The 20621-nt window shown below is 42.8% G+C and carries 14 protein-coding genes and 1 rRNA gene; 5 read left to right on the top strand and 10 right to left on the bottom strand.

All coding sequences use genetic code 11. The features are described from left to right. Positions 1-55 precede the first annotated feature (55 nt). Together QNH28_RS04125 and QNH28_RS04120 are read right to left on the bottom strand one after the other, a co-directional pair. Positions 56-1613: ribosomal RNA gene (locus QNH28_RS04125) — 16S ribosomal RNA — on the bottom strand. A 466-nt stretch (positions 1614-2079) separates the two neighbouring features. Beyond that, positions 2080-6330 carry an S-layer homology domain-containing protein gene (locus QNH28_RS04120; RefSeq protein ID WP_283910289.1) on the bottom strand — a complete coding sequence of 1417 codons (4251 nt, stop codon included), beginning with the start codon at positions 6328-6330 and terminating at the stop codon, positions 2080-2082. A 167-nt stretch (positions 6331-6497) separates the two neighbouring features. On the opposite strand from QNH28_RS04120, the gene QNH28_RS04115 reads away from it, so the two are divergent. Then, entirely contained in the window at positions 6498-6623 is a 126-nt protein-coding gene (locus QNH28_RS04115; protein WP_052414454.1) for a DUF4023 domain-containing protein, read from the top strand. A gap of 121 nt (positions 6624-6744) precedes the next feature. Here QNH28_RS04115 and QNH28_RS04110 read toward each other — a convergent pair whose 3' ends face one another. Together QNH28_RS04110 and QNH28_RS04105 are read right to left on the bottom strand one after the other, a co-directional pair. Then, positions 6745-7449 (bottom strand): hypothetical protein, encoded by a 705-nt coding sequence (locus QNH28_RS04110; RefSeq protein WP_283910288.1) that lies wholly within the window; start codon positions 7447-7449, stop codon positions 6745-6747. A 190-nt stretch (positions 7450-7639) separates the two neighbouring features. After that, positions 7640-8161 (bottom strand): GNAT family N-acetyltransferase, encoded by a 522-nt coding sequence (locus tag QNH28_RS04105; protein ID WP_060627023.1) that lies wholly within the window; start codon positions 8159-8161, stop codon positions 7640-7642. A gap of 163 nt (positions 8162-8324) precedes the next feature. On the opposite strand from QNH28_RS04105, the gene mbcS reads away from it, so the two are divergent. Continuing rightward, positions 8325-9920, top strand: coding sequence for an acyl-CoA synthetase MbcS (gene mbcS, locus QNH28_RS04100; protein ID WP_283912046.1), 1596 nt, complete (start codon positions 8325-8327; stop codon positions 9918-9920). Between the two features lie 78 nt (positions 9921-9998). Here mbcS and QNH28_RS04095 read toward each other — a convergent pair whose 3' ends face one another. Both QNH28_RS04095 and QNH28_RS04090 read right to left on the bottom strand, forming a co-directional pair. After that, positions 9999-10625 (bottom strand): hypothetical protein, encoded by a 627-nt coding sequence (locus tag QNH28_RS04095; protein ID WP_283910287.1) that lies wholly within the window; start codon positions 10623-10625, stop codon positions 9999-10001. After that, the gene (locus tag QNH28_RS04090) at positions 10589-11029 is read right to left on the bottom strand and encodes a HEAT repeat domain-containing protein (protein WP_076120081.1); all 441 of its coding nucleotides are present in this window, start codon (positions 11027-11029) and stop codon (positions 10589-10591) included. Before QNH28_RS04090 ends, QNH28_RS04095 begins: the two co-directional genes overlap by 37 nt. A gap of 227 nt (positions 11030-11256) precedes the next feature. Here QNH28_RS04090 and QNH28_RS04085 point away from each other — a divergent pair, with 227 nt between their 5' ends. From QNH28_RS04085 to QNH28_RS04075, 3 genes are read left to right on the top strand one after another with little or no spacing between them, the layout of a single operon-like run. After that, on the top strand, positions 11257-11745 hold the full coding sequence (locus QNH28_RS04085; protein ID WP_283910286.1) for a DUF4358 domain-containing protein: 489 nt from the start codon (positions 11257-11259) through the stop codon (positions 11743-11745). A 6-nt stretch (positions 11746-11751) separates the two neighbouring features. After that, positions 11752-13137, top strand: a complete 1386-nt coding sequence (locus tag QNH28_RS04080; protein ID WP_283910285.1) for an MBOAT family O-acyltransferase — start codon at positions 11752-11754, stop codon at positions 13135-13137. A 13-nt stretch (positions 13138-13150) separates the two neighbouring features. Then, the gene (locus tag QNH28_RS04075; RefSeq protein WP_283910284.1) at positions 13151-14290 is read left to right on the top strand and encodes a DHHW family protein; all 1140 of its coding nucleotides are present in this window, start codon (positions 13151-13153) and stop codon (positions 14288-14290) included. A gap of 603 nt (positions 14291-14893) precedes the next feature. Here QNH28_RS04075 and QNH28_RS04070 read toward each other — a convergent pair. The 4 genes from QNH28_RS04070 to gshAB are packed head-to-tail and all read right to left on the bottom strand — an operon-like array spanning position 14894 to position 20614. Beyond that, entirely contained in the window at positions 14894-16303 is a 1410-nt protein-coding gene (locus QNH28_RS04070) for a sensor histidine kinase (RefSeq protein ID WP_283910283.1), read from the bottom strand. Further along, a complete protein-coding gene (locus tag QNH28_RS04065; protein WP_283910282.1) occupies positions 16287-16934 on the bottom strand; it encodes a response regulator transcription factor in 648 nt (215 codons plus the stop codon). The genes QNH28_RS04070 and QNH28_RS04065 overlap by 17 nt, the downstream gene beginning before the upstream one ends. A gap of 10 nt (positions 16935-16944) precedes the next feature. Continuing rightward, a complete protein-coding gene (locus tag QNH28_RS04060; protein ID WP_481858353.1) occupies positions 16945-18318 on the bottom strand; it encodes a glycoside hydrolase family 5 protein in 1374 nt (457 codons plus the stop codon). Then, positions 18275-20614: a bifunctional glutamate--cysteine ligase GshA/glutathione synthetase GshB gene (gshAB, locus tag QNH28_RS04055; RefSeq protein WP_283910280.1), complete on the bottom strand. Its 2340-nt coding sequence runs from the start codon at positions 20612-20614 to the stop codon at positions 18275-18277. Before gshAB ends, QNH28_RS04060 begins: the two co-directional genes overlap by 44 nt. Between the last annotated feature and the right edge of the window lie 7 nt (positions 20615-20621).

The following is a 20621-nucleotide window of genomic DNA, read 5'->3' as shown; positions in this document are numbered from 1 at the left end:
TGGAAGTTTAACTTCCGATTTGAATGTCTCCATTGCAGGAAACGATTCTCCATAGAAAGGAGGTGATCCAGCCGCACCTTCCGATACGGCTACCTTGTTACGACTTCACCCCAATCATCTACCCCACCTTCGGCGGCTGGCTCCCTTGCGGGTTACCCCACCGACTTCGGGTGTTGTAAACTCTCGTGGTGTGACGGGCGGTGTGTACAAGACCCGGGAACGTATTCACCGCGGCATGCTGATCCGCGATTACTAGCAATTCCGACTTCATGCAGGCGAGTTGCAGCCTGCAATCCGAACTGAGACCGGCTTTGATGGGATTGGCTTCACCTCGCGGCTTCGCTTCCCGTTGTACCGGCCATTGTAGTACGTGTGTAGCCCAGGTCATAAGGGGCATGATGATTTGACGTCATCCCCACCTTCCTCCGGTTTGTCACCGGCAGTCACTCTAGAGTGCCCAACATGACTTGCTGGCAACTAAAGTTAAGGGTTGCGCTCGTTGCGGGACTTAACCCAACATCTCACGACACGAGCTGACGACAACCATGCACCACCTGTCTCCTCTGTCCCGAAGGCCGCTGCTATCTCTAGCAGATTCAGAGGGATGTCAAGACCTGGTAAGGTTCTTCGCGTTGCTTCGAATTAAACCACATACTCCACTGCTTGTGCGGGTCCCCGTCAATTCCTTTGAGTTTCAGTCTTGCGACCGTACTCCCCAGGCGGAGTGCTTACTGTGTTAACTTCGGCACCAAGGGTATCGAAACCCCTAACACCTAGCACTCATCGTTTACGGCGTGGACTACCAGGGTATCTAATCCTGTTTGCTCCCCACGCTTTCGCGCCTCAGCGTCAGTTACAGCCCAGAAAGTCGCCTTCGCCACTGGTGTTCCTCCACATATCTACGCATTTCACCGCTACACGTGGAATTCCACTTTCCTCTTCTGTACTCAAGTCACCCAGTTTCCAGTGCGACCTTAGGTTGAGCCCAAGGTTTAAACACCAGACTTAAATGACCGCCTGCGCGCGCTTTACGCCCAATAATTCCGGACAACGCTTGCCCCCTACGTATTACCGCGGCTGCTGGCACGTAGTTAGCCGGGGCTTTCTTCTCAGGTACCGTCACTCCGATAGCAGTTACTCTACCGGACGTTCTTCCCTGGCAACAGAGCTTTACGATCCGAAAACCTTCATCACTCACGCGGCGTTGCTCCGTCAGACTTTCGTCCATTGCGGAAGATTCCCTACTGCTGCCTCCCGTAGGAGTCTGGGCCGTGTCTCAGTCCCAGTGTGGCCGTTCACCCTCTCAGGTCGGCTACGCATCGTCGCCTTGGTGGGCCGTTACCCCACCAACTAGCTAATGCGCCGCAGGCCCATCCCTCAGTGACAGATTGCTCCGTCTTTCATTCTTCCTTCAGGAGAAAAAAGAAATTATCCGGTATTAGCTACCGTTTCCGGTAGTTATCCCAGTCTAAGGGGCAGGTTGCCTACGTGTTACTCACCCGTCCGCCGCTAAGTACTTTTGAAAGCAAGCTTTCAAAAGTACTCCGCTCGACTTGCATGTATTAGGCACGCCGCCAGCGTTCGTCCTGAGCCAGGATCAAACTCTCCAATTAGTATTGAAAAGAGCGATATGCTCATTTTGAAACATCTGACGAGAAAATTAATTCTCTATTTTGGATTTCACTTTCGTGATTTCCTACTCACTCGTTGTTCAGTTTTCAAAGATCAAGTTCTCGTTGGCGCCGTTTAATGTCTCAGCAGCAACTCTTATACTATATCATGTTCGGCCGTTTAATGTCAAGCTTTTTTTAATTATTTTTCGAGCTCGGCATGTGTGTTTCTCGGCCAGAAATAGAATATATCATGTATAGAGATTCATTGCAAGTATTATTTTAAAAATCATTTTATTTCTTATACCGTTACTTCTTCATCATAATCCTTCGCTTAATTAGGCCAGCTCTGGGATAGTGTTAGATTTCTTATATTAAACGTAACAAATACAAAAGAGCCCCAGCTGATATGCTGAGACCCCTTTGTTCAATACTTACTAAGCTGAGTTCAATTCACCCTGATACTAGATTACTTCTGCCCTTTTTCTAACAAGGCAAGGATTATGGTAACCGCCTCTGCTCTTGTTGCCTTCTGGTTAGGTGCAAATTGATTCTGTCCTACACCATTTACAAGGCCTGATTTCGCTGCTGCTGCAATATACGGCACAGCCCATGCTGGTACATCCTTAGCATCATTGAAGGTTAATGTCGCTTTCGGATCTACTGTAATACCCAGAGCACGAACAACCATAACTGCTAATTCTGTACGTGTTAGCTCCTGTGTAGGACGGAATGTCCCGTCATCATAGCCACTGATAATTTGTAGAGATACAGCCTGTGCCACAAAAGACTTAGCCCATGCTGGAATCTTCGCAGAATCCTTAAAGCTTGAAGTGTCACCATTGTCCGGCAATTGCAATGCACGTGCCAGCATAGTGATAAATTCAACCCGATTCACTTTCTGATTAGGACGGAAAGTATCATCCGGATAACCACTAACGAAGCCTGCTGCTACTGCTTTCTCGATAACTGCTGCCGCCCAGTGATTGCTAGTATCCGTTAAAGATGGCTTACTAACTGGCGTTGCAGTTGGTGAAGGCGCCGTTGTTGGTGCTGGTGTAGCTGTTGGCGCAACTGTCGGCGCTGTTGTCGGCGCTGTTGTTGGTTTTGGTGTTGGTGTTGGTGTGACTCCACCATTTTCATCACCTTTAACAATACCAAACTCTTCTAGAACGTATGGTTTAGCCTCATTAACATTCTGATCAATCTCATAAGATACAGCTGTCAGCTTCCCTGCATCTACAGTGATGCCAACAAAGGTCTGAACTTGACCGCGCATTGGACGCGTAGCATCACTTGGGTCCGCTCCGTATTTAGCAGCTGTATTCTCATTGGCTACTTCAAAGAGATTATAGTACGCATCTCCCAATTCTTTCTTCATGTTCTTATAGTAAACCTTCGCTCCTGCTGTAGCTGGAATCAGATAGATTGTTCCATCTGGGTTTACTGTGTACTCTACCGTTTGACCATTGAAGCTTTCCTTGATTTTCACTGTGTCTGCTGCAGTTCCGTCAGCCTTGATTGGCTTGGTTCGTGCATAGATATGATCGTGACCTTGAAGCACCAGGTCAATGCCTAATTCAGCCATCATTGGAGCAACTTTCGCTCTTTCTCCATTAGCGCCCATAATATCTTTGTCAGTAGCGTGGTTAGAGGTTGTGTATGGTCCTTTATGCATAGCGACGATGATCCACTTTGCTCCAGCAGCCTTCGCTGCTTTTACATCAGCCTTCATCCAATCCAACTGTGCTTTGCTGAAGTTAGCATATTCGTCCGAATTCTCATTCGTGTTCAAGACTACAAAGTGCGCATTGCTATAATCATAGGAATAGTACGCTCCTGTTTCTGTTGGAGAGCCTGCTGCTTCCTTAATATTGTAGTGCTCATAGAAGGCATTCGCTTTATCCTCATGGTTCCCTGCAACTGGAACAATAGTCGTATTGAGCAAGGTTTCCTGCGAATGACCGAGCAACCAATTCCACTGTTCTTCATTAGTTCCCGTATCTACAATATCTCCGTTAATGGCCACAAACTCAGCATTGGGGAATGTGGTAAGAGCTTTTGCCATCGTTTCTCCAGAAAGGATAGCCTCTTCTTCCGTCTTTGCTTGCGTGTCCGCCAGATCGATGAAAGTAAATGCACCTGTCTTAGCGGCAGTTTCGAAAGATCCTACCTCACTCCAAAGACCAAGTGATTTATCACCTACACGGAAGTAGTATTTCGTATCAGCCTTCAAGCCAGAAGCTTCCGCTTTATGAACTAATTCATCTTTAGAATTTCTAGAAACCGCTGAACGTCCTTTAAATTCAATAGACTTAGCAAAGTCTGGAGTAACGCCGGTGTTCTCTACAACTTGAAGATCACTTCCTGCAGACTTCGTGGCTGTGTACCAAGTGAACCCTTTAGAACTAACTGGATCACCATTAAAGGTAACTGTAACTTTTTTGATCGAATCTGTAGAAGCAATAGTAGCTTCAGAATTTGTTCTGTCACTTACTGCTTTGATAACAAATTGATAGGTTTGGTTAGGATTAGTATTTTCTACAGTGTAACTGTAAGAAGTTTGACCTTCCGTATTAGGAACACTGACCATCCAGTTTGCAGATACCAGATCATTTTTCTCATAAATGCGATATCCTGACACCGGTGCGCCAGATGCAGGCGCATCCCAAGTTAACGTGATTTTACCGCCATCTTCTACAGTAGCTTTTGCATTTTGCACAGGTTTAACAGCTACGTCAGACTTATGAATGCTGTATTTATCATACAAGTCAGTAGATCCACCAGTTGTCGTGGTGTAGGCTTCGTACGAGAATTGATCGTTTGTTACTGTCATTCCTGTGAACATTTCCTTACCAGGCTGCTCGTATTTAGCTGCAAAAGGGAATGTGCCTGCGGCTACATTATATTTTTTATTGCCCGCTGCATTTGTAATCAGGTATAACGTACCCTTAGGATCAGTTACCACTCCGTTTGTGTCCGGCTTAATATCCGTTAACGGCTGATTGTTGTACATTTGATAGCTTCTAGTATAGGTGTGGTCATGTCCACCGATAACCATGTCAATACCAAGCTCATCAAATACCTTTGTCAAATTAGCTCTGTAATAGAGTACATCTGTATCATTTGTATGACTGGCAACGGAATAAGGCGATTTATGCAAAAGCACAACCTTCCACTTCTGATCGCTTTTCGCAGCTTCACTGCGCAGCCACTGTACTTGCTTATTGTAAATTTCGTTATTCTCAAGACTCGAGCTAGCACCATAATACTCTGTATTGATTACCATAAAGTGCGCTGAACCGTAGTCAAAAGAATATACAGAGCCATCTGGTTTTGCTCCCGTATTCGAGACATTAGGTAAATTAAAATGAGTTGTATAATTGCTATAACTCTTGCTTTCGTGATTACCTACCAGTGGAACCAATGGAATATTTGCTAGAATATCCTTTGGTTTATTGAAAAACCATCCCCATTGCTCCTCAATATCACCGTTGTCTACCAAATCTCCGGAATTCAGAATGAATTCACTTGTCGGAAATTTAGCCAATCCCTCTTGAAGGGTATGATTCCAAATATCAAAATCACCTTCAGTTGTTCCTTGAGAATCCGTTGTATATAAGAACTTAAAGGCTTGATTACTGGAGCTTTCTGTTGTAAACGTTCCGACGTCACTCCAATTATCAGCTTGTCCATCCCCAGCACGGTAAGCATACTCCGTTCCCGGCTGCAAATTGTCAGCAATGACCTTATGGCTAGTCAGTACCACTGGTTTCTTAGCTGACTTATCCGCTTTTGTCATATACACGCTTGTTGTAACAGATGTTCCTTCGTAAGTTTGTGCACCTACTGGGAACTGACCGTCCACTAATTTAGAAGCTTCTACTACTTCAAGCTTGGTACCCGTCACCTTCTCAGGTGCATACCAATTGAACCCCATACTAGTCTGAGGGTTTCCGTTAAAGGTAAGTGCGATTGACTCAGGTTTACCAACTCCTGGATCTACTGGATCAACCGGATCTACAACCTGTGTCGCTGGATAAGCAATCAGGCTCATATCCCAATACAGGTCAGAACTATTTTCACCTGTCTGATGAACTTCAGCTGAAAGTTCATTTCCTCCATCTTTCAAATTAGCCTTTACGAGTTCCGTTAGATCAACCTTTGTATACTCATTTGGATCACTGGCACTAGTTGTACTCAGTGTTTGATAGTTGATTTCACCTGCAGGCATAGCCTCACGGTAGATTTCTTTACCGTTCAGATACAGCACAACTCCATCATCAAATGCGAAGTTGCCCAAAATTTTATCGGATTTCGTAATATCTTCCTTGTTCACAGTTACATTTGTACGGAAATAGGAAGTGATGTATTTCTTCTTTTTATCAGAACCGTAGCTTATATTTGTTTTCAGAGCACCAAATTGCTTGCTGCTGACTCCGGATCCACTATCTTTATAACCAAGCGGCGCTTGGCCAGACGCCCATGTTGAATCTTCATACACAGACCGCCATGCTGTGCCTTGATTCGTTCCGTTATCTAGATACTTCCACGTAGAATTCCCTGCCAATAATGCAACAGGCTCTAGCGATTGTAATTGCAGTAATCCAGCATCCCCATTGCTGTCTTCAGCATAAGCTGGTATTCCTGTGAATGTAATTCCCAGTACCATAACGAAAGCTAAGGTCATGGATACAGCTTGTTTAAATAACCTGTTCATAATCAGTCTCCCTTACTGTTCTATGAAATGCTTGCATCCATTTATAGTAACTATTAAATATTTTCGCAATGTCTTTATAAACATAGAAGTTTGTAAAGTACATCGTGTATGTATTCTTACAAAAGTGGTTACAGTAACGGCAAGGTTGCCAATCAAGGAGGATAAACATGGACGATACTCATGCTTTTGTAGAAAAAGTACACGACACCCAAAAGAAAGCTGAAAAGAATAAAGAACATCACGGTAAAAGTACACCAAGTCAAAAGCTTCCAAATAAACAACACAGTAAGTAAAAGCGTTTAAATCATTGGCTCCCAAACACGACAAAAAAAGCAGCAAGCCTCTCTAATTATGGGAGACTTGCTGCTTTACTTTTTAGGGCACAAAGATAAGTACTTAAGTACTAATGAGGGCTTATTTCGTCCATTTCACTACATTCACTGCTACTTTTTCTAATTGCGTCTTACTCAGTGTTTTATTTGGGGAACTAATCGTAACAAAACGATCATCCAGTTTATAGGTCAAGAACAATGTATCACTGGATGGGCTGTACCATTTAGCTTCGGTTCCGTTAGAGAGTTTTACGGTTTCACCTTTATATTCATAAGAGTAATCACGAGGAGAGATATTCACCTTCATCTGCTTAAACAGAAAGTTAACACCATCATCAGAACCTACTACTTTTTGAAATGCATCTCCACTCACCATTTGAGTAGGTGCATAGGCTGTTTCGAAACCTTGGAAATTGGCGAAGGCTTTAACAAGCTCTTCTTTCTGAGTGCTGCTGTATTGTACAGGTGTCAGAGAAATAGTGTCAGTCACCGAGCCTCCTGTGCCAAGAATAACCTGATTGTTCACCGCATCAAAGGTCACAGGCACCTTCATCACATCAGCAATCGCACGTACAGGAAGATAGGTTGTATTGTTATAAGTAATTGGTGCCAGTGCATTTCCTTTATTATCAACTGGCGTATAAGCTGTGCCATTCACCTTAAATCCAATGCTGTGATTGAGATATGCCGTAATTTTCTGAAGTTTAGTCCCTGCGTACACACCGGCTGATCCTGTGACTACCATCCCAAACACCATTGTTGCTATAATTATTTTTTTGTTTTTCATAAGTAAGCCCTCCTTGAAAGTTCAATCTTTGTTCTTACTTTAGCTCAAACAAAATAAGATTATGTCTCTAAGTTGTTTCTTACTTGTACCCATTTTGTAATTAAAAAAATCAAAATACCATTAATTTAACCAAAAATAAAAACAGCAACCCGCTTGTCCTAAAAAGGATCGTACGGATTGCTGTTAGAGATTAACTTTGATACGGTGTTGTAACCTTATACACTTCTGTATATAAAATTTCTCGGTATAGATTGAATTCTTCTTCATCGACAGGGTTAGGGTAAGTCATGATTTGAAGCGGTAAATCAGCATTTTCCTCACGCAGAGGGGGCTGCACATAAGCATAAGGATTCAAATGGAACCCTAGTCGCTCATAAAAGCCAATTCTACGTTGTTCCATTTCACCCAGTGGCGGCTCTACTTCAAGAAGCACAGGCTTGCCCGACTGACGGATATATTCTTCCATCAGCTTTTTGCCAATGCCTCCCCCTCTTATACTTGGGTCCACTGCGATATGTTCTACAAATCGAAATCCTGGAAACTCCCAGCAAGCTATAAAAGCAATGATTTTCCCCTCAGCATTCACTTCGGTAATCAATCGATAATGTGGAACATCCAATAACTCCTGTTGTCCCTCATAGGTTCTGATCTCGGAGGTAGGAAAAGAGGCTTCCATAATAGCGAATATTTCATCAAAAGTTGTGTGATTCATAACATAGTTCTCACTTTCTGGATTTATATTTACACAAGTTATTTTAACCTTCTGAACCCTATGATATCAAATTTAAGCATCAAGGTACTAGTACCTGGTACTAGGATAACGTGCTATACTAAGCATAACAGTTATACCATCTTGTTTTATATAGGAGAGGTTCATATTGAATAATCAGCAGTGGATCGCACCTGAGTACTACAATCTCACTTCGGAAATGGAACGTCATGCTCCGGAAAAGATTGCACTTAAGTGGTTGAATGAACAAGGAGACTACGAAAAAATCACTTACGGAGATCTTCGCAAGCAAGCTAACCGACTTGCTGGAGGGCTCGCAGCAATTGGCCTCCAGCAAGGGGATCGTGTTCTTGTAATGGTTCCACGCCGAATCATCGCTTATGTCATCTATTTAGCATGTCTGAAGCTAGGACTTGCCATTATCCCTTCATCAGAAATGCTTCGCGCTAAGGATTTATCCTATCGTCTGCGGCATTCCGAAGCCAGAGCCGTTATTGCCTGGTCCGAGATCACTGATGAAGTTAATAAAATCTCGGACGATCTGCCTGCTCTGGATTACCGTCTTTCCGTATCCGGCGCCCCTGACGAGCTCGGTCATGGATGGCTAGATCTGGAAAGTCTAATGATTAATCAGCCAGATATGTTCACAGCAGTCGAAAGCCACCGGGACGATATGGCAATCTTGGCATATACCTCTGGAACAACCGGCAACCCCAAAGCAGTCGTTCATAGTCATGGCTGGGGTTATGCTCACTTGCGGATCACATCGCCTCAATGGCTCGATATTAAAGAAACAGACACCGTCTGGGCAACAGCGGCACCGGGCTGGCAAAAATGGATCTGGAGCCCCTTCTTATCCGTCCTTGGCAACGGGGCGACCGGGTTTGTATATAGTGGATCTTTTCATCCCAAAAAATATTTACAGCTGCTGCAGGATCACAACATCGAGGTATTATGCTGTACGCCAACTGAATATCGTTTGATGGCCAAGTTAGAAGATCTCAGTCATTATGACTTGTCCCACCTTCGCTGCGCAGTTTCCGCTGGAGAGCCACTGAATCAAGAGGTCATCAACACCTTCCAACGTGAATTCAATATCACGATTCGTGATGGTTATGGTCAAACAGAAAGTACGCTTATCATCGGAACACTCAAAGATACTCCTATTCGGATAGGTTCTATGGGTAAGTCTATTGCTCCGGGGCTAGTTGAAGTAGTAGACGAAGACGGCATTCCGGTACCTGCTGGAGTCGTTGGAGATATCGCAGTACACTTAAGTATGCCAGCGTTATTTCATACCTATTACAAAGATCCTGGTAGAAAAGAAAGCAGTACTCACGGTGAGTTCTTCATAACTGGAGACCGGGCACGGAAAGATGAAGAAGGTTATTTCTGGTTCGAGGGCCGTGGAGATGACATTATCATTAGCTCAGGTTACACCATTGGTCCTTTCGAAGTAGAAGAAGCCCTTATGAAGCATGCTTCGGTTAAGGAATGCGCGGTCGTTGCTAGTCCGGATGAAATCCGCGGTCACATCGTTAAAGCTTTTATTGTACTAAAAGATGAGACCGCCGCTTCTCCTGAGCTTATGAAGGAGCTGCAATCCCATGTTAAAGAGTGGACCGCTCCTTATAAATATCCACGCAAAATCGAGTTCATTCAAGATCTTCCAAAGACGACCTCCGGAAAAATACGGAGAGTAGAGCTTCGTGAGCAGGAGAAACGTGCTGCGCAGGAGTAACATAACAGTAGATATTTAAAACAAAGAGCAGCTAGTCCGTAATCGGACTGCTGCTCTTCTTTATAGGGTATTAGCTCGTTACTCGGACCAATATTTCGCATCTGGGTTCAGAGCCGCGCCTACTTCGCCCTCTTTTACTAAATCGCAATCGAGATATCCCTCTTCATCCAGGAAATAAACATCCTGCTTGTAGAACTCACATAAAGTCTCCAGGAACTTTTCAGGTGATTCATACATCACAATCAGATCCCCAAAATCATGCAGCAGGTCACATACACGTTCCACACCATCTGCAGATTTGTAGTAACAAATGAAGTCGCTACCGTAGTTCGTTAAGATCGGCAAGATAACGCCATCCACTTGATGGCCTTTTTCCTCCAATATTCCAGTTAAAATCTTCATCTCTGCTTCATATTCATTAATATGAATTAGACGATACCCTGGAATAAATTCGATCAGACTTGGTTCTTCTTCCTCACTGCTTGTACCTGAAACTATGCTATAAATAGCTTTCAGTAGTTCAGGGGCTTCTGGAACAATCACCGTCAGCTTCTCTTCATTATCACCCTTGCCTAAGCTGGCAATATAGTCAGGACGTAAGTCAGCAGAAAGCTTAAGATATTCTTGAAATTGTTCTGTTAATTTGTTGGTTTGCATGTTGTCATCCTTTACTTGTTCGCGGAAGTCCACATTTTCATCAGCCACGCGTCGAAGTCATCGCCCTTTTCGCCTTCATAGGTATCGTACACGTCGATTCTCATCTTCTTCAGCTTCTCTTTGAAATCTTCGTACGAATGATCTCTTGGCAGGCTCTTCTTGATTCTCAGGAGTATTTTGGATACGCCTTTTACTAGCTCCGGTTTATTCTTGGAAGGTGCTTTAACATCTTCGCCGAATGCCTTCAGTTTAAGGTAAGCAGCTTCTTGAACTGTATATACAGGATCGCTCTCCATTAAACGCGTCAGGATATCGATAATTTGTTTGTGGTTCGTCTGACCCAGTTCTTCAACTGCTTCTAGACGGGCTCTCCAATCCGCAGAGCGGTTGGCAGCTTTCTTTAATTCCTCGTAATTCTCCGGTAGTCCATTATTGTTCAGTTCTTCGATCATTCCGTTCAATCCCCTTCTATTCAAAACTATCTATCTAACATTAACAGTATAACCAACCATTGCGCAAGCTAAGTGAGGAAGATCTTTGCATGACCTTTTCATTCAAACATATTTCCACAAAATTGGGGTAAAGTATTCGAAAGAAAGTGTCGCGCAACATTCTATAGACTCTATACGTTAATTAACTAGAGAAATGTAGATCAAACACACCAAGGAGAGTGACCTAATTGAAAAAACATACCTTCATTCTAGCGTTAACTATTGTATTAAGTGTGGTGCTTAGCGCCTGTTCCAGTAGTAACAATGAAGCCGCAGTCGAAACCAATCTGACACCGAAAGAAATGGTCGACGAAATGCTCGCAAAAGTGGAACAACCTTCATTAATTGAAGTTGAAGCAGATATGGTGGCTCAGCTGTACCATCTAGCTCCATCATTACTTGAAGATTATAGCATTAGAATGCCAATGATGAATGTGAAAAGTAACGAAATTGCCATTTTAAAAGTTAAAGATGCAAAAGATATCTCTACTGTCGAAACCGCCGTCAAAGAGCGTGCTACTGATATTCAAAAGCAATTCGAACAATACCTTCCGGATCAGTATGAGAACGCCCAAAATTATAAGCTGGTCACAAAAGGAAATTACATCTTATTCGTGATTTCGGAGAGTGCTGATCAGCTGGTGACTGAATTCGATACCTTGTTTACTAAAAAATAATTAGCGATGGTATTCAGCAGCCTACTCTTCCTATTCCTGTTTCTGCCGGCTGTCCTCGCACTCTATTATGTTTCGCCTTGGCGAATCAAAAACCTCATATTGTTCTTAAGCAGTCTGGTATTTTATGCTTGGGGCGAACCCGTCTACATTGTAATTATGTTGCTGTCCACCATTACGGATTACGGCTTTGGTCTACTTCTCAGTAGACCGAAGCTAACCACGGTACAGCGCAAGTGGATTGTGGTTAGCTCTATGGTTATTAACCTGGGCTTATTGTCGTATTTTAAATACGCAGATTTTCTCATTCAAAATATAAATGGGCTCCTCGGTACTCATATTCCATTCACGGACTTACCGTTACCTATAGGGATTTCATTTTATACTTTTCAATCTATGTCCTACATCATTGACGTCTATAGAGGAACTACCAAAGCACAGCGGAATTGGATTGATTTCGGGACGTTTGTAGCCCTGTTTCCACAATTAGTAGCCGGTCCTATCGTTCAATATAACACCATTGCAGAGCAATTACGTGAGCGTTCGGTGGATATCCCCATGTTCGCAGAGGGTGTACGAAGATTCATTATCGGACTAGCCAAAAAAGTGCTGCTCGCCAACAACATTGGTCTGCTCTGGCACACCATATCCAGCTCCAATTTGGAGTCCATGCCCGCTTTAACCGCTTGGCTTGGCATAATTGCGTTTGCCTTTCAGATCTATTTTGATTTCAGTGGGTATTCGGATATGGCTATTGGCCTCGGGCTTATGTTCGGCTTCTGCTTTAACGAGAACTTCAACAAACCTTATATTTCACAGAGCATTACGGACTTCTGGCGGAGATGGCATATTTCCCTTAGCAGTTGGTTTCGTGACTACGTATATATCCCGCTTGGAGGCAACCGCCGGGGTTTAGGCATTCAGGTGCGCAATATCCTTATTGTGTGGCTGCTCACGGGAATCTGGCACGGGGCGAGCTGGAACTTTCTGTTCTGGGGATTATACTTTGGGGTCATTCTTATCTTTGAAAAATGGTGGGGACTAAAACTGCTGAGCCGTCTACCGCGCTGGACTAGGCATCTCTATGCCATTGTACTTATCCTCATCGGATGGGTCTTGTTTGCCTTTGAAGAACTTCCGTTGGTGCTGAGTTACTTGCAAGCGATGCTCGGTTTTAATGGTCAGCCATTGTGGAATAACACAACTTTATACTTCACTTACACAAACGCGATTCTACTTGTGGTACTCATATTAGCATCTGTACCTTTGAAACTCTCCAAGCGTGTGGATGCTGAAACGATTCCTTCTCTGGTTTGGTATGGCGTGCTATTCTTCCTATCTGTCGCTTACTTAGTGGATGCTACCTTTAACCCATTCTTATATTTCCGATTCTAGGGGGTGATTGTTTATGAAGCAGAGAACGGATCGAATACTAGTGGTGGGATTTGTCGCGACGCTGTTTCTGGTGGGTATAACCTTTTTCTTACTGCCTGCTCAACGTTTCTCTGAGCTAGAAAACCGATATTTACAAAGCGCTCCCCATCTGACATGGGACAATTTATTATCCCACACCTATGCGGAAGAGGCGGAAAGCTTTGTAACCGATCATTTCCCTTTCCGAGCCAAATGGGTATGGGTGAAATCGGCGGTGGAGAAAATGAGGTTACAGCAAGAAAATAACGGAATTTATAAGGGCAAAGACGGCTACTTATTCGAAAAATTCGAGGTCCCTGATCACAATAAGGTTCAGCAATATACAGCGGCTGTGAAGCGTTTTGCCGATAAAAATGCGGAAGCCAAAACGACCTTTCTGCTTGCGCCGACATCGGTAGGCTTGTACAACGAGCGTCTGCCCTGGTTAGCACCCGTATATTCGCAGGCCGAGGTGAATCAAACGATTGCTGAGGATGTAGGGAATAGCCTTACTTTTATAAATGGATTTAATGTTCTTGCTCCTCATGCCGCAGAGGACATTTATTATCGGACCGATCATCACTGGACAACCTACGGCGCTTATTTGGCTTACGTAGCTTATGCTAAAAGTATGGGATGGCAACCTCTGTCCCAGAGCGAATTCGAGATTGAGACGGTAAGCAATTCGTTCCTTGGAAGCTACCATACGCGGAGTCAATTTATCGGAGTGGCGCGAGATTCCATTCAAGTGTATAAACCTGTTCATGATGTATCCACCAAGATGCATATTGTAGATACGGGTGAGACTTTAACAAGTATGTACGATCCAAGCTATCTGGAGAAAAAAGATAAATACTCTTATTTCCTAGGCGGCGTTCATGCCCTTATGAAAATCACAAGCCAGCTTGATCCTAAAGTGATCAAACAGGAGAAGCTGCTCGTCATCAAGGACTCCTATGCGCATAGTGTCATCCCTTTTCTGACTCAGCATGTGCCTGAGATCCACGTGATCGACATCCGTTATTATAACGGGAGTATCAGTGATTATATGGCTCAGAATGATATTAAGGATGTATTGATGTTGTTTAATACGGCTACTTTTGTTGATAATGCTTCGATCTTGAAGCTGAATTGATGGATTAGGTGATGGCTAAGGAGATAATACGATAAATCTGGTGACGGGACGTAACTGCGGGAATGTTTGGACTTACGGTCGCTGTTGTCTCCAGATGTTTTTGATTTTACCGCTATCAGCGGATAACATCCGGAGACAAAGGCGAACGCTCCGCTCCTACAGTTCCAAAATTCCCTCCGTTACTTTTCACCATATTTATGGTTTAAATCTAAAAACCATTCACGATTATGTGTAGAATCGTGTCTCTGCCGATAGCTTTAAAGCGAATGAATCCTCCTTGAAGGAGTGCTTCATTTATTATGAGCTGCAATTCAATTCCACTAGCGTTGCATTAAGCTTCACATCACACCACTTTGCGGATTAGGGAAATCCTCCCTAATAAATACGAGAATACCCTCTTTATGAATGAAACACCCTGATAATTGGGGAGATTTTCCCTAATTATCGCTTGGAGCACGATAAATCTCACATAATTAGGGAGGTTTTCCCTAATCTAAACATTTAATCATTGATAGTGCCTGATACATATTCATTATGAGGTTGATTAAGAGTGAAAGAGTTGCAACAATAACTGAAGATTTCTTAAGGGACATTTTCCTCCCACTAGCAATTATTTTCTGTAACCTCAACATCAAACCAAACACTAAAACTAATATACGAATCCTCTAATGTGGCTTCGTATTTCAGACCATTCTTAGCTAGAATCTCCGCGACGATAGACAGGCCAAGTCCAGTACCGGAGATTTCTTTATTACGAGACTCCTCGATGACATAGAACGGGTCCCAAATATACGCTAAATGCTCCTCTTTCAGGCGCGTGGTTTTATTAGTAATGGTGAATTTCAGTGCATTGTGTGTGTCACTCGCTAATGAGATGCTAAAGACATTCTCTTCCCCATATTTAATGGCATTACTAATTAAGTTGTTGAATACAATCTCTATCTGGCTGCTATCCTCCTCAACGATGGATCGTTCAACCGAATGGAAGTCGGTCTGTAAGATCAGGTTTTTATTTTTGAACGTAATATTATATTGTGAGATCACTTTGAGCAGAAGCTCTTTAAGATCGAATTTTTCTTTATGCACTACGGTCTTTTGGATCTTGGATAGTTTAATTAAGTAATCCACCATATCAGACGTATATTTTACCTGCTCTAAAATGATATCCGTATACGTGCCATCATCCAGATCGTCTTGAATACCAATCGTATAAGCTTGGATTAAGGATAACGGTGTTTTCACCTCATGTGAGATGCTTGAGATCAATGTGTTTAAGCTTTGATTTTTCTTCTCCAGCTCTGCATGTGCGCTTTTCAAACGCTGACTCATCTGGTTAATGCTCTTTGATAATTCTTCGATTTCATCCCCCGATTTAATCGTCACTTGTTTAAAATCAAGATTGGAGATATCCTTCGCCACATCCTGCAATTGCTCTAACGGAGTAATGATTTTCCTCGAAAAATAAGCCACTAACAGCAAACTGATAATAATCCCCAAAAGAATGGAATAGAAGCTGAATTGATTTACGATGTTTAAAGCATCTGTATTATGCACAACCACAGTGCCGATGAGGATTAGACTGCCATCCTGCTCATATATTTTCGTTAACAGGCTGGACTTCAATTTCCCCTGATTAAATAATAGATTCACCGTATTTCCTTCGTTTACCTTTTCCAATACTTTTTCCGTGATCCAGAACTTATTAAGGGCCACCTTATCTTTAAAGAGAGCAAATTGTATGTTATCGTTAATTTCTGTTGTGCTTCCTCTGTTTTCAACCCTAACAATCGTTATGTTGTTTTTGTTCTCGATCGCTGATTCTTTCTCCTGGAGCTGTTCCAGACTCAAATCCTTCACTTCATCATAAATGGAGCTGATCTTGGTTTTCATTTTATAAAGGTAATAATCAGACGAGAAAAAATTGTGCAATGAATAGGACGTCCCAAACACAATCAGCAGAATTATACTTACCATAATCAATAACTTCGTGCTTATTTTATTGATTTTTATCATGGAAGCTGTACCCCATTCCCCTGTGTGTGATTACGTGGTCAGCCCCAATCTTATCGCGTAATCTTTTGATATGTGTATCCACGGTTCGTTCTTCGCCAAGGTAATCCATCCCCCAAACAGAAGATAACAAAGAATCTCTGGACAAAATCCGGCCTTTATTCTCATATAGGAAGGTTAGCAGTTCAAACTCTTTTTTATAAAGGGACAGTTCCTCCCCATTCTTATATACTTTCTTCCGCTCAAAATCAATTTCTAAGTCCCGTATAGCTGCAACTTTTTCGGTCCCTAGCATTTTTTTGATTCTCAGCATTAAGATCCGTGGATCGAATGGTTTTCTTATATATTCATCTGCACCTATATCTAATGCGCTAAATTCATCATCATGGGAAGAACGAGCGGTCAACATGACCACCTTAGCTAAACTAACCTGCTTGATTTCATTACAAACCTCAATCCCGCTTCGCTTAGGCATCATCCAATCCAGTACCACAAGATCGATCTTATTCGAAAAAAAGAGCTCTAGCGCCTCCTCCCCATCCGCAGCTACCCAAACGTTATAGCCCTCTTTTTCAAAATAAGTCTTCAATATGTTGGTCATATGTTTCTCATCATCCGCAATTAGAATGTTCAATTAGCATCATTTACTCCTTTCCTTCAAGTCCTTTCTTCAATACTTCCCATATCGGGCTGTCGACTGCTTTTCGAGGAGGCTGTTCGCCTTTCTCTATCGCTTGCCAATATTCCCAGGTTGGGGGCTTACTTCCCAATTCATAATCCATACCGTCCCAAGTATCCTCGCGGAAGGCATAAAACGCCCAGTGCCAGCCGTAATCATCAAAAATCGAAATTAAATCAGCCATGTATTGATCTGCACCTTTTACTAGCCGATTCGTTCCAAACTCTTCTGCAACAATCCGATTTGCGGGGATGTTATTTTCCTTTGCCCACTGTGCAACAGGTTCTAGAAATTCCTTTAAGGCTTCCTTGTTAAAAGCTTTTTCCGTTTTATCTTCTCCTACTTTTATCGTTCCAGGATATTCATAGGTTAACCCTTTTTTCTTATTTTGACTGGTTAGCTCGTAAGGCTCGTACATATGAAAAGCATACAACACATTCTCATCATCGATCGGTTTTAAATATTTAAAAGCCCAAGGTGTAGCATACAGGCCAGAATTTACGATAATTGGTGTCTTGGTATCTACGGTACGAATAGCGGTCACTATCGTCTCATATAAAAGATTCAAATCCGCAGGGGTGTTCTCTACTGAGCTATACCATTCGCTGTAATCCTGTGTCCAGAAGTCATTAAATCCCGTGGCGGTCTCTGGATGCGGCTCATTAATCAGGTTATAACCGATTACCGCAGGATGGTCTTTCAACCGGCTTGCTAGATCTCTCCAAAACACTGCCGCTTGTTCATGATAACTAAAATCTTTCCATATCCGGTCATCATTTTTGTAATTATTGAACTGTCTCCAGCGATCTCCGGGGAGACTGAGGACGGTCAGCACCACTTTGGAGCCCCGAGCCTCGGCTGCATCTAGGTCCGCTTTTAACTCGGCAAAATCCTCCTCAACAATCCCTTCATACTTATCTGCATTCCCTATTAGAAAATCTTTATCCGGGTTCGCATCCGGTTTGTCATTAAATAAAAAGTCACTGTCTTTAGCCCATTTATCTGGTGCCAAACGAATGAATTCAATATTCTGCTCTTTGGCAGCTTCATAGTTATCCGGTAAAGATTTCGAATTCATGAAGTTGGTTCCTTTTCTCTGGCTATCCCAGAAGGCTAACTTCTCATTCCTTTCTTTCGTTTCTTCCTTCTTCTCTTCTTTCTTCAGTTCTGGATTGGCTTGCGGTGGCACCGAACTGCATCCGACAACCAACAATAAGATCAACACGATAAAAGCTTTAGATTTCTTCATTTTCTCACCTCGTAGCCAATCGTAACGAATCTCTGTTACAAGAGTGTCACAAGGGGTGGGAATCAAACAACAGATCCAGAATCCGTTCATCCACTTTGCGATTCTTTCCTTTATAGGGATAACAGTGGATATGAATCGCTGGATTAAAATTGATCTCAATAATGCTGTAATTGGTACCCGTGGCATCTTCCTTAATATCATCAATCATCATATCTACGCCACAAATAGTAGCCCCCGCAGCTTTAGCCGACTGGATCGCTAGATCTTTATAGCTGTCCGGAATCTCATCTGTAAAGTCTAAGCTGTCTCCACCTGTACTAATATTCGAATTCTCCCGCAGGTAGATGATCTCATTCAATGGAGGGATATCGCTCCAAGTCTGAGCATGGTTCTTCAAGAACATCTCTTCTGCTTCGCCGATCTGAATTTGTTCAAGGGGTGTTTTATACCCATGACCCCTTAACGGATCTTTGTTCTTTTCGTGGACCAGCTCTTCGATCGTATGTACACCATCACCGACCACATTTGCCGGAACCCGGTGCAATACTCCGACTACCTCATCGCCCATCACTAGAAAACGATATTCTTTCCCCGTCATAAATTCCTCAAGCAGCACTGTTCGATCATGCTCGAAGGCGATTGTGAAGGCTTTTTGATAATCCTCTTTGGAGAATTCATCTGTAAAAATAGTAATGCCAAGTCCAAAATTCGTTGATTTGGGTTTGATCACGATTGCTTTATTATGATAAGTGCCATATGCCTCCATCGCCGCTTCCAAATCTCCAAAAGCCTCACCTGCGGGAACACGAATGCCTTGTTGTTTGAGTACTTCCTTCGTAACAATTTTATTCTCCATAATTAGTACTGTGCTGTAAGAATCCAGGGATGTCTTCGTAGCCTGCTTAACGTATTCTTTATGATCGCCGTTCGTAAGTAGAACGAAGTTCTCTTCCCGATCGAGCAATTGAAACTTAATCCCACGTTTAACTGCTGCCTTCAGTAGAAGCTGTGTAGATAGCTCCAGATCCTCATATCCCGCAAATCGGTATCCATTCGCAAGACTTTCCTTAGCATATTGTTTAGCTTTATTCAGATGATAGTGTACAAAAGAGGATTGTTGAACCTCCGACTTCACAATCACTGCAAAGCTCTGATCCGGATTTAGAATCTTATCCTTGGCTACTTTCAAAACGTTCGGAAACTGTTTATCTTCTGGGTTCAACAGCTGAATCATATCCTGCATCTCTTGAATACAAATTAAAGCCTTCTGTTCCATCGCCCCACAAGAATCTCCGTAATCATGCAAGCAGCCTTTTATCCCCTCCATGATCAATTGATCATGATTAAGGTTCGCCATCTTCTGATCCTCTACCCCGAACGGTTCGTCCTCTTTCAGTAGCATATAGAGGATAAACAGATGAATGAAAATCATCGTTTCTTTGCTAATTCCTATTTTGTAGAGTGGATTGAGATCAATAAAACGAAGCTCCAAATAGGCAATCCCATCCTGCAGCAGCTCCTCTAACGGATGTTTGCCTCTTGTCGTCTTCAGTCTAACCGGGCTATAGAACTCTTTTACACTTAATAAGTGTTCCGATTCAATCAACGCTTGTAAATCATGTACATAGTCCGTAAGCGAATCAAAAGACACATAAAGAGGTTTTTCATTTCGATATCCGCATTCGCTATTCCGAAGTGAATTCATATTTTGAACATAATAGCTATTCTGGTCATCCGACTCGCCTCGTGCGACACATTGCTCCATATAAGTCTTATCAAAAACAGGGCTAGCACCTGTTAAATAGATTAAAAGCCAGCGGTATCGCAATAGGTTGCGGGCTATTTTTAAATAAGTCGCGTCTTTGAAATCTTTAAAACTCAACTGCGGATTTACAATGTCATGAAGCTGCTTAAGAAATTGTTCGTCAAAAGAGAAATTATAATGGATCCCGCTCAGCAATTGTCTTTTACGACCATACTTGTCGGCTAGCTGATGTCTATATTTGTCCTCTACCGGATTGCCCATTTTGGCAATGGGAATGGCCTTATCATTCGGTAGCATGGGAGGATTACTACTCGGCCACAGATATTCTTCATTAAGCTCTAGCGACACAATATCCTGCAGCGCCTCCAGAAAGTTGTAAGTCTCTTCAATAGAATCAAAAGAGGGTGTCACCATTTCAATCTGACTCTCTGAGAAATCCGTTTGAATATATGGGTTCTCCAGCTTGTTGCCAAAGGCTTTTGGATGTGGTGTCAGCGCAAGTCTTCCCTCTGGATCCACTCTGACATTTTCTTTTTCTAAACCAAATTGCCCGTGGAAAAGTTCCTTATTTAGATGGTGATCCGTCAGAAGCTTTATGAGTTTACGATTTAATAATGCCATGTCTACT

Source organism: Paenibacillus sp. G2S3, from assembly GCF_030123105.1.
GTDB lineage: Bacteria > Bacillota > Bacilli > Paenibacillales > Paenibacillaceae > Paenibacillus_AQ.
Note: the sequence above shows the minus strand (reverse complement) of the source record. Positions and strands in the feature narration are given on the sequence as shown.

Bases quoted from the DNA above. Each gene is read 5' to 3' on its own strand.
- QNH28_RS04120 (WP_283910289.1), bottom strand. From the start codon at position 6,330: ATGAACAGGTTATTTAAACAAGCTGTATCCATGACCTTAGCTTTCGTT.
- QNH28_RS04115 (WP_052414454.1), top strand. From the start codon at position 6,498: ATGGACGATACTCATGCTTTTGTAGAAAAAGTACACGACACCCAAAAG.
- QNH28_RS04110 (WP_283910288.1), bottom strand. From the start codon at position 7,449: ATGAAAAACAAAAAAATAATTATAGCAACAATGGTGTTTGGGATGGTA.
- QNH28_RS04105 (WP_060627023.1), bottom strand. From the start codon at position 8,161: ATGAATCACACAACTTTTGATGAAATATTCGCTATTATGGAAGCCTCT.
- QNH28_RS04090 (WP_076120081.1), bottom strand. From the start codon at position 11,029: ATGATCGAAGAACTGAACAATAATGGACTACCGGAGAATTACGAGGAA.
- QNH28_RS04080 (WP_283910285.1), top strand. From the start codon at position 11,752: ATGGTATTCAGCAGCCTACTCTTCCTATTCCTGTTTCTGCCGGCTGTC.
- QNH28_RS04075 (WP_283910284.1), top strand. From the start codon at position 13,151: ATGAAGCAGAGAACGGATCGAATACTAGTGGTGGGATTTGTCGCGACG.
- QNH28_RS04070 (WP_283910283.1), bottom strand. From the start codon at position 16,303: ATGATAAAAATCAATAAAATAAGCACGAAGTTATTGATTATGGTAAGT.
- QNH28_RS04060 (WP_481858353.1), bottom strand. From the start codon at position 18,318: ATGAACGGATTCTGGATCTGTTGTTTGATTCCCACCCCTTGTGACACT.
- gshAB (WP_283910280.1), bottom strand. From the start codon at position 20,614: ATGGCATTATTAAATCGTAAACTCATAAAGCTTCTGACGGATCACCAT.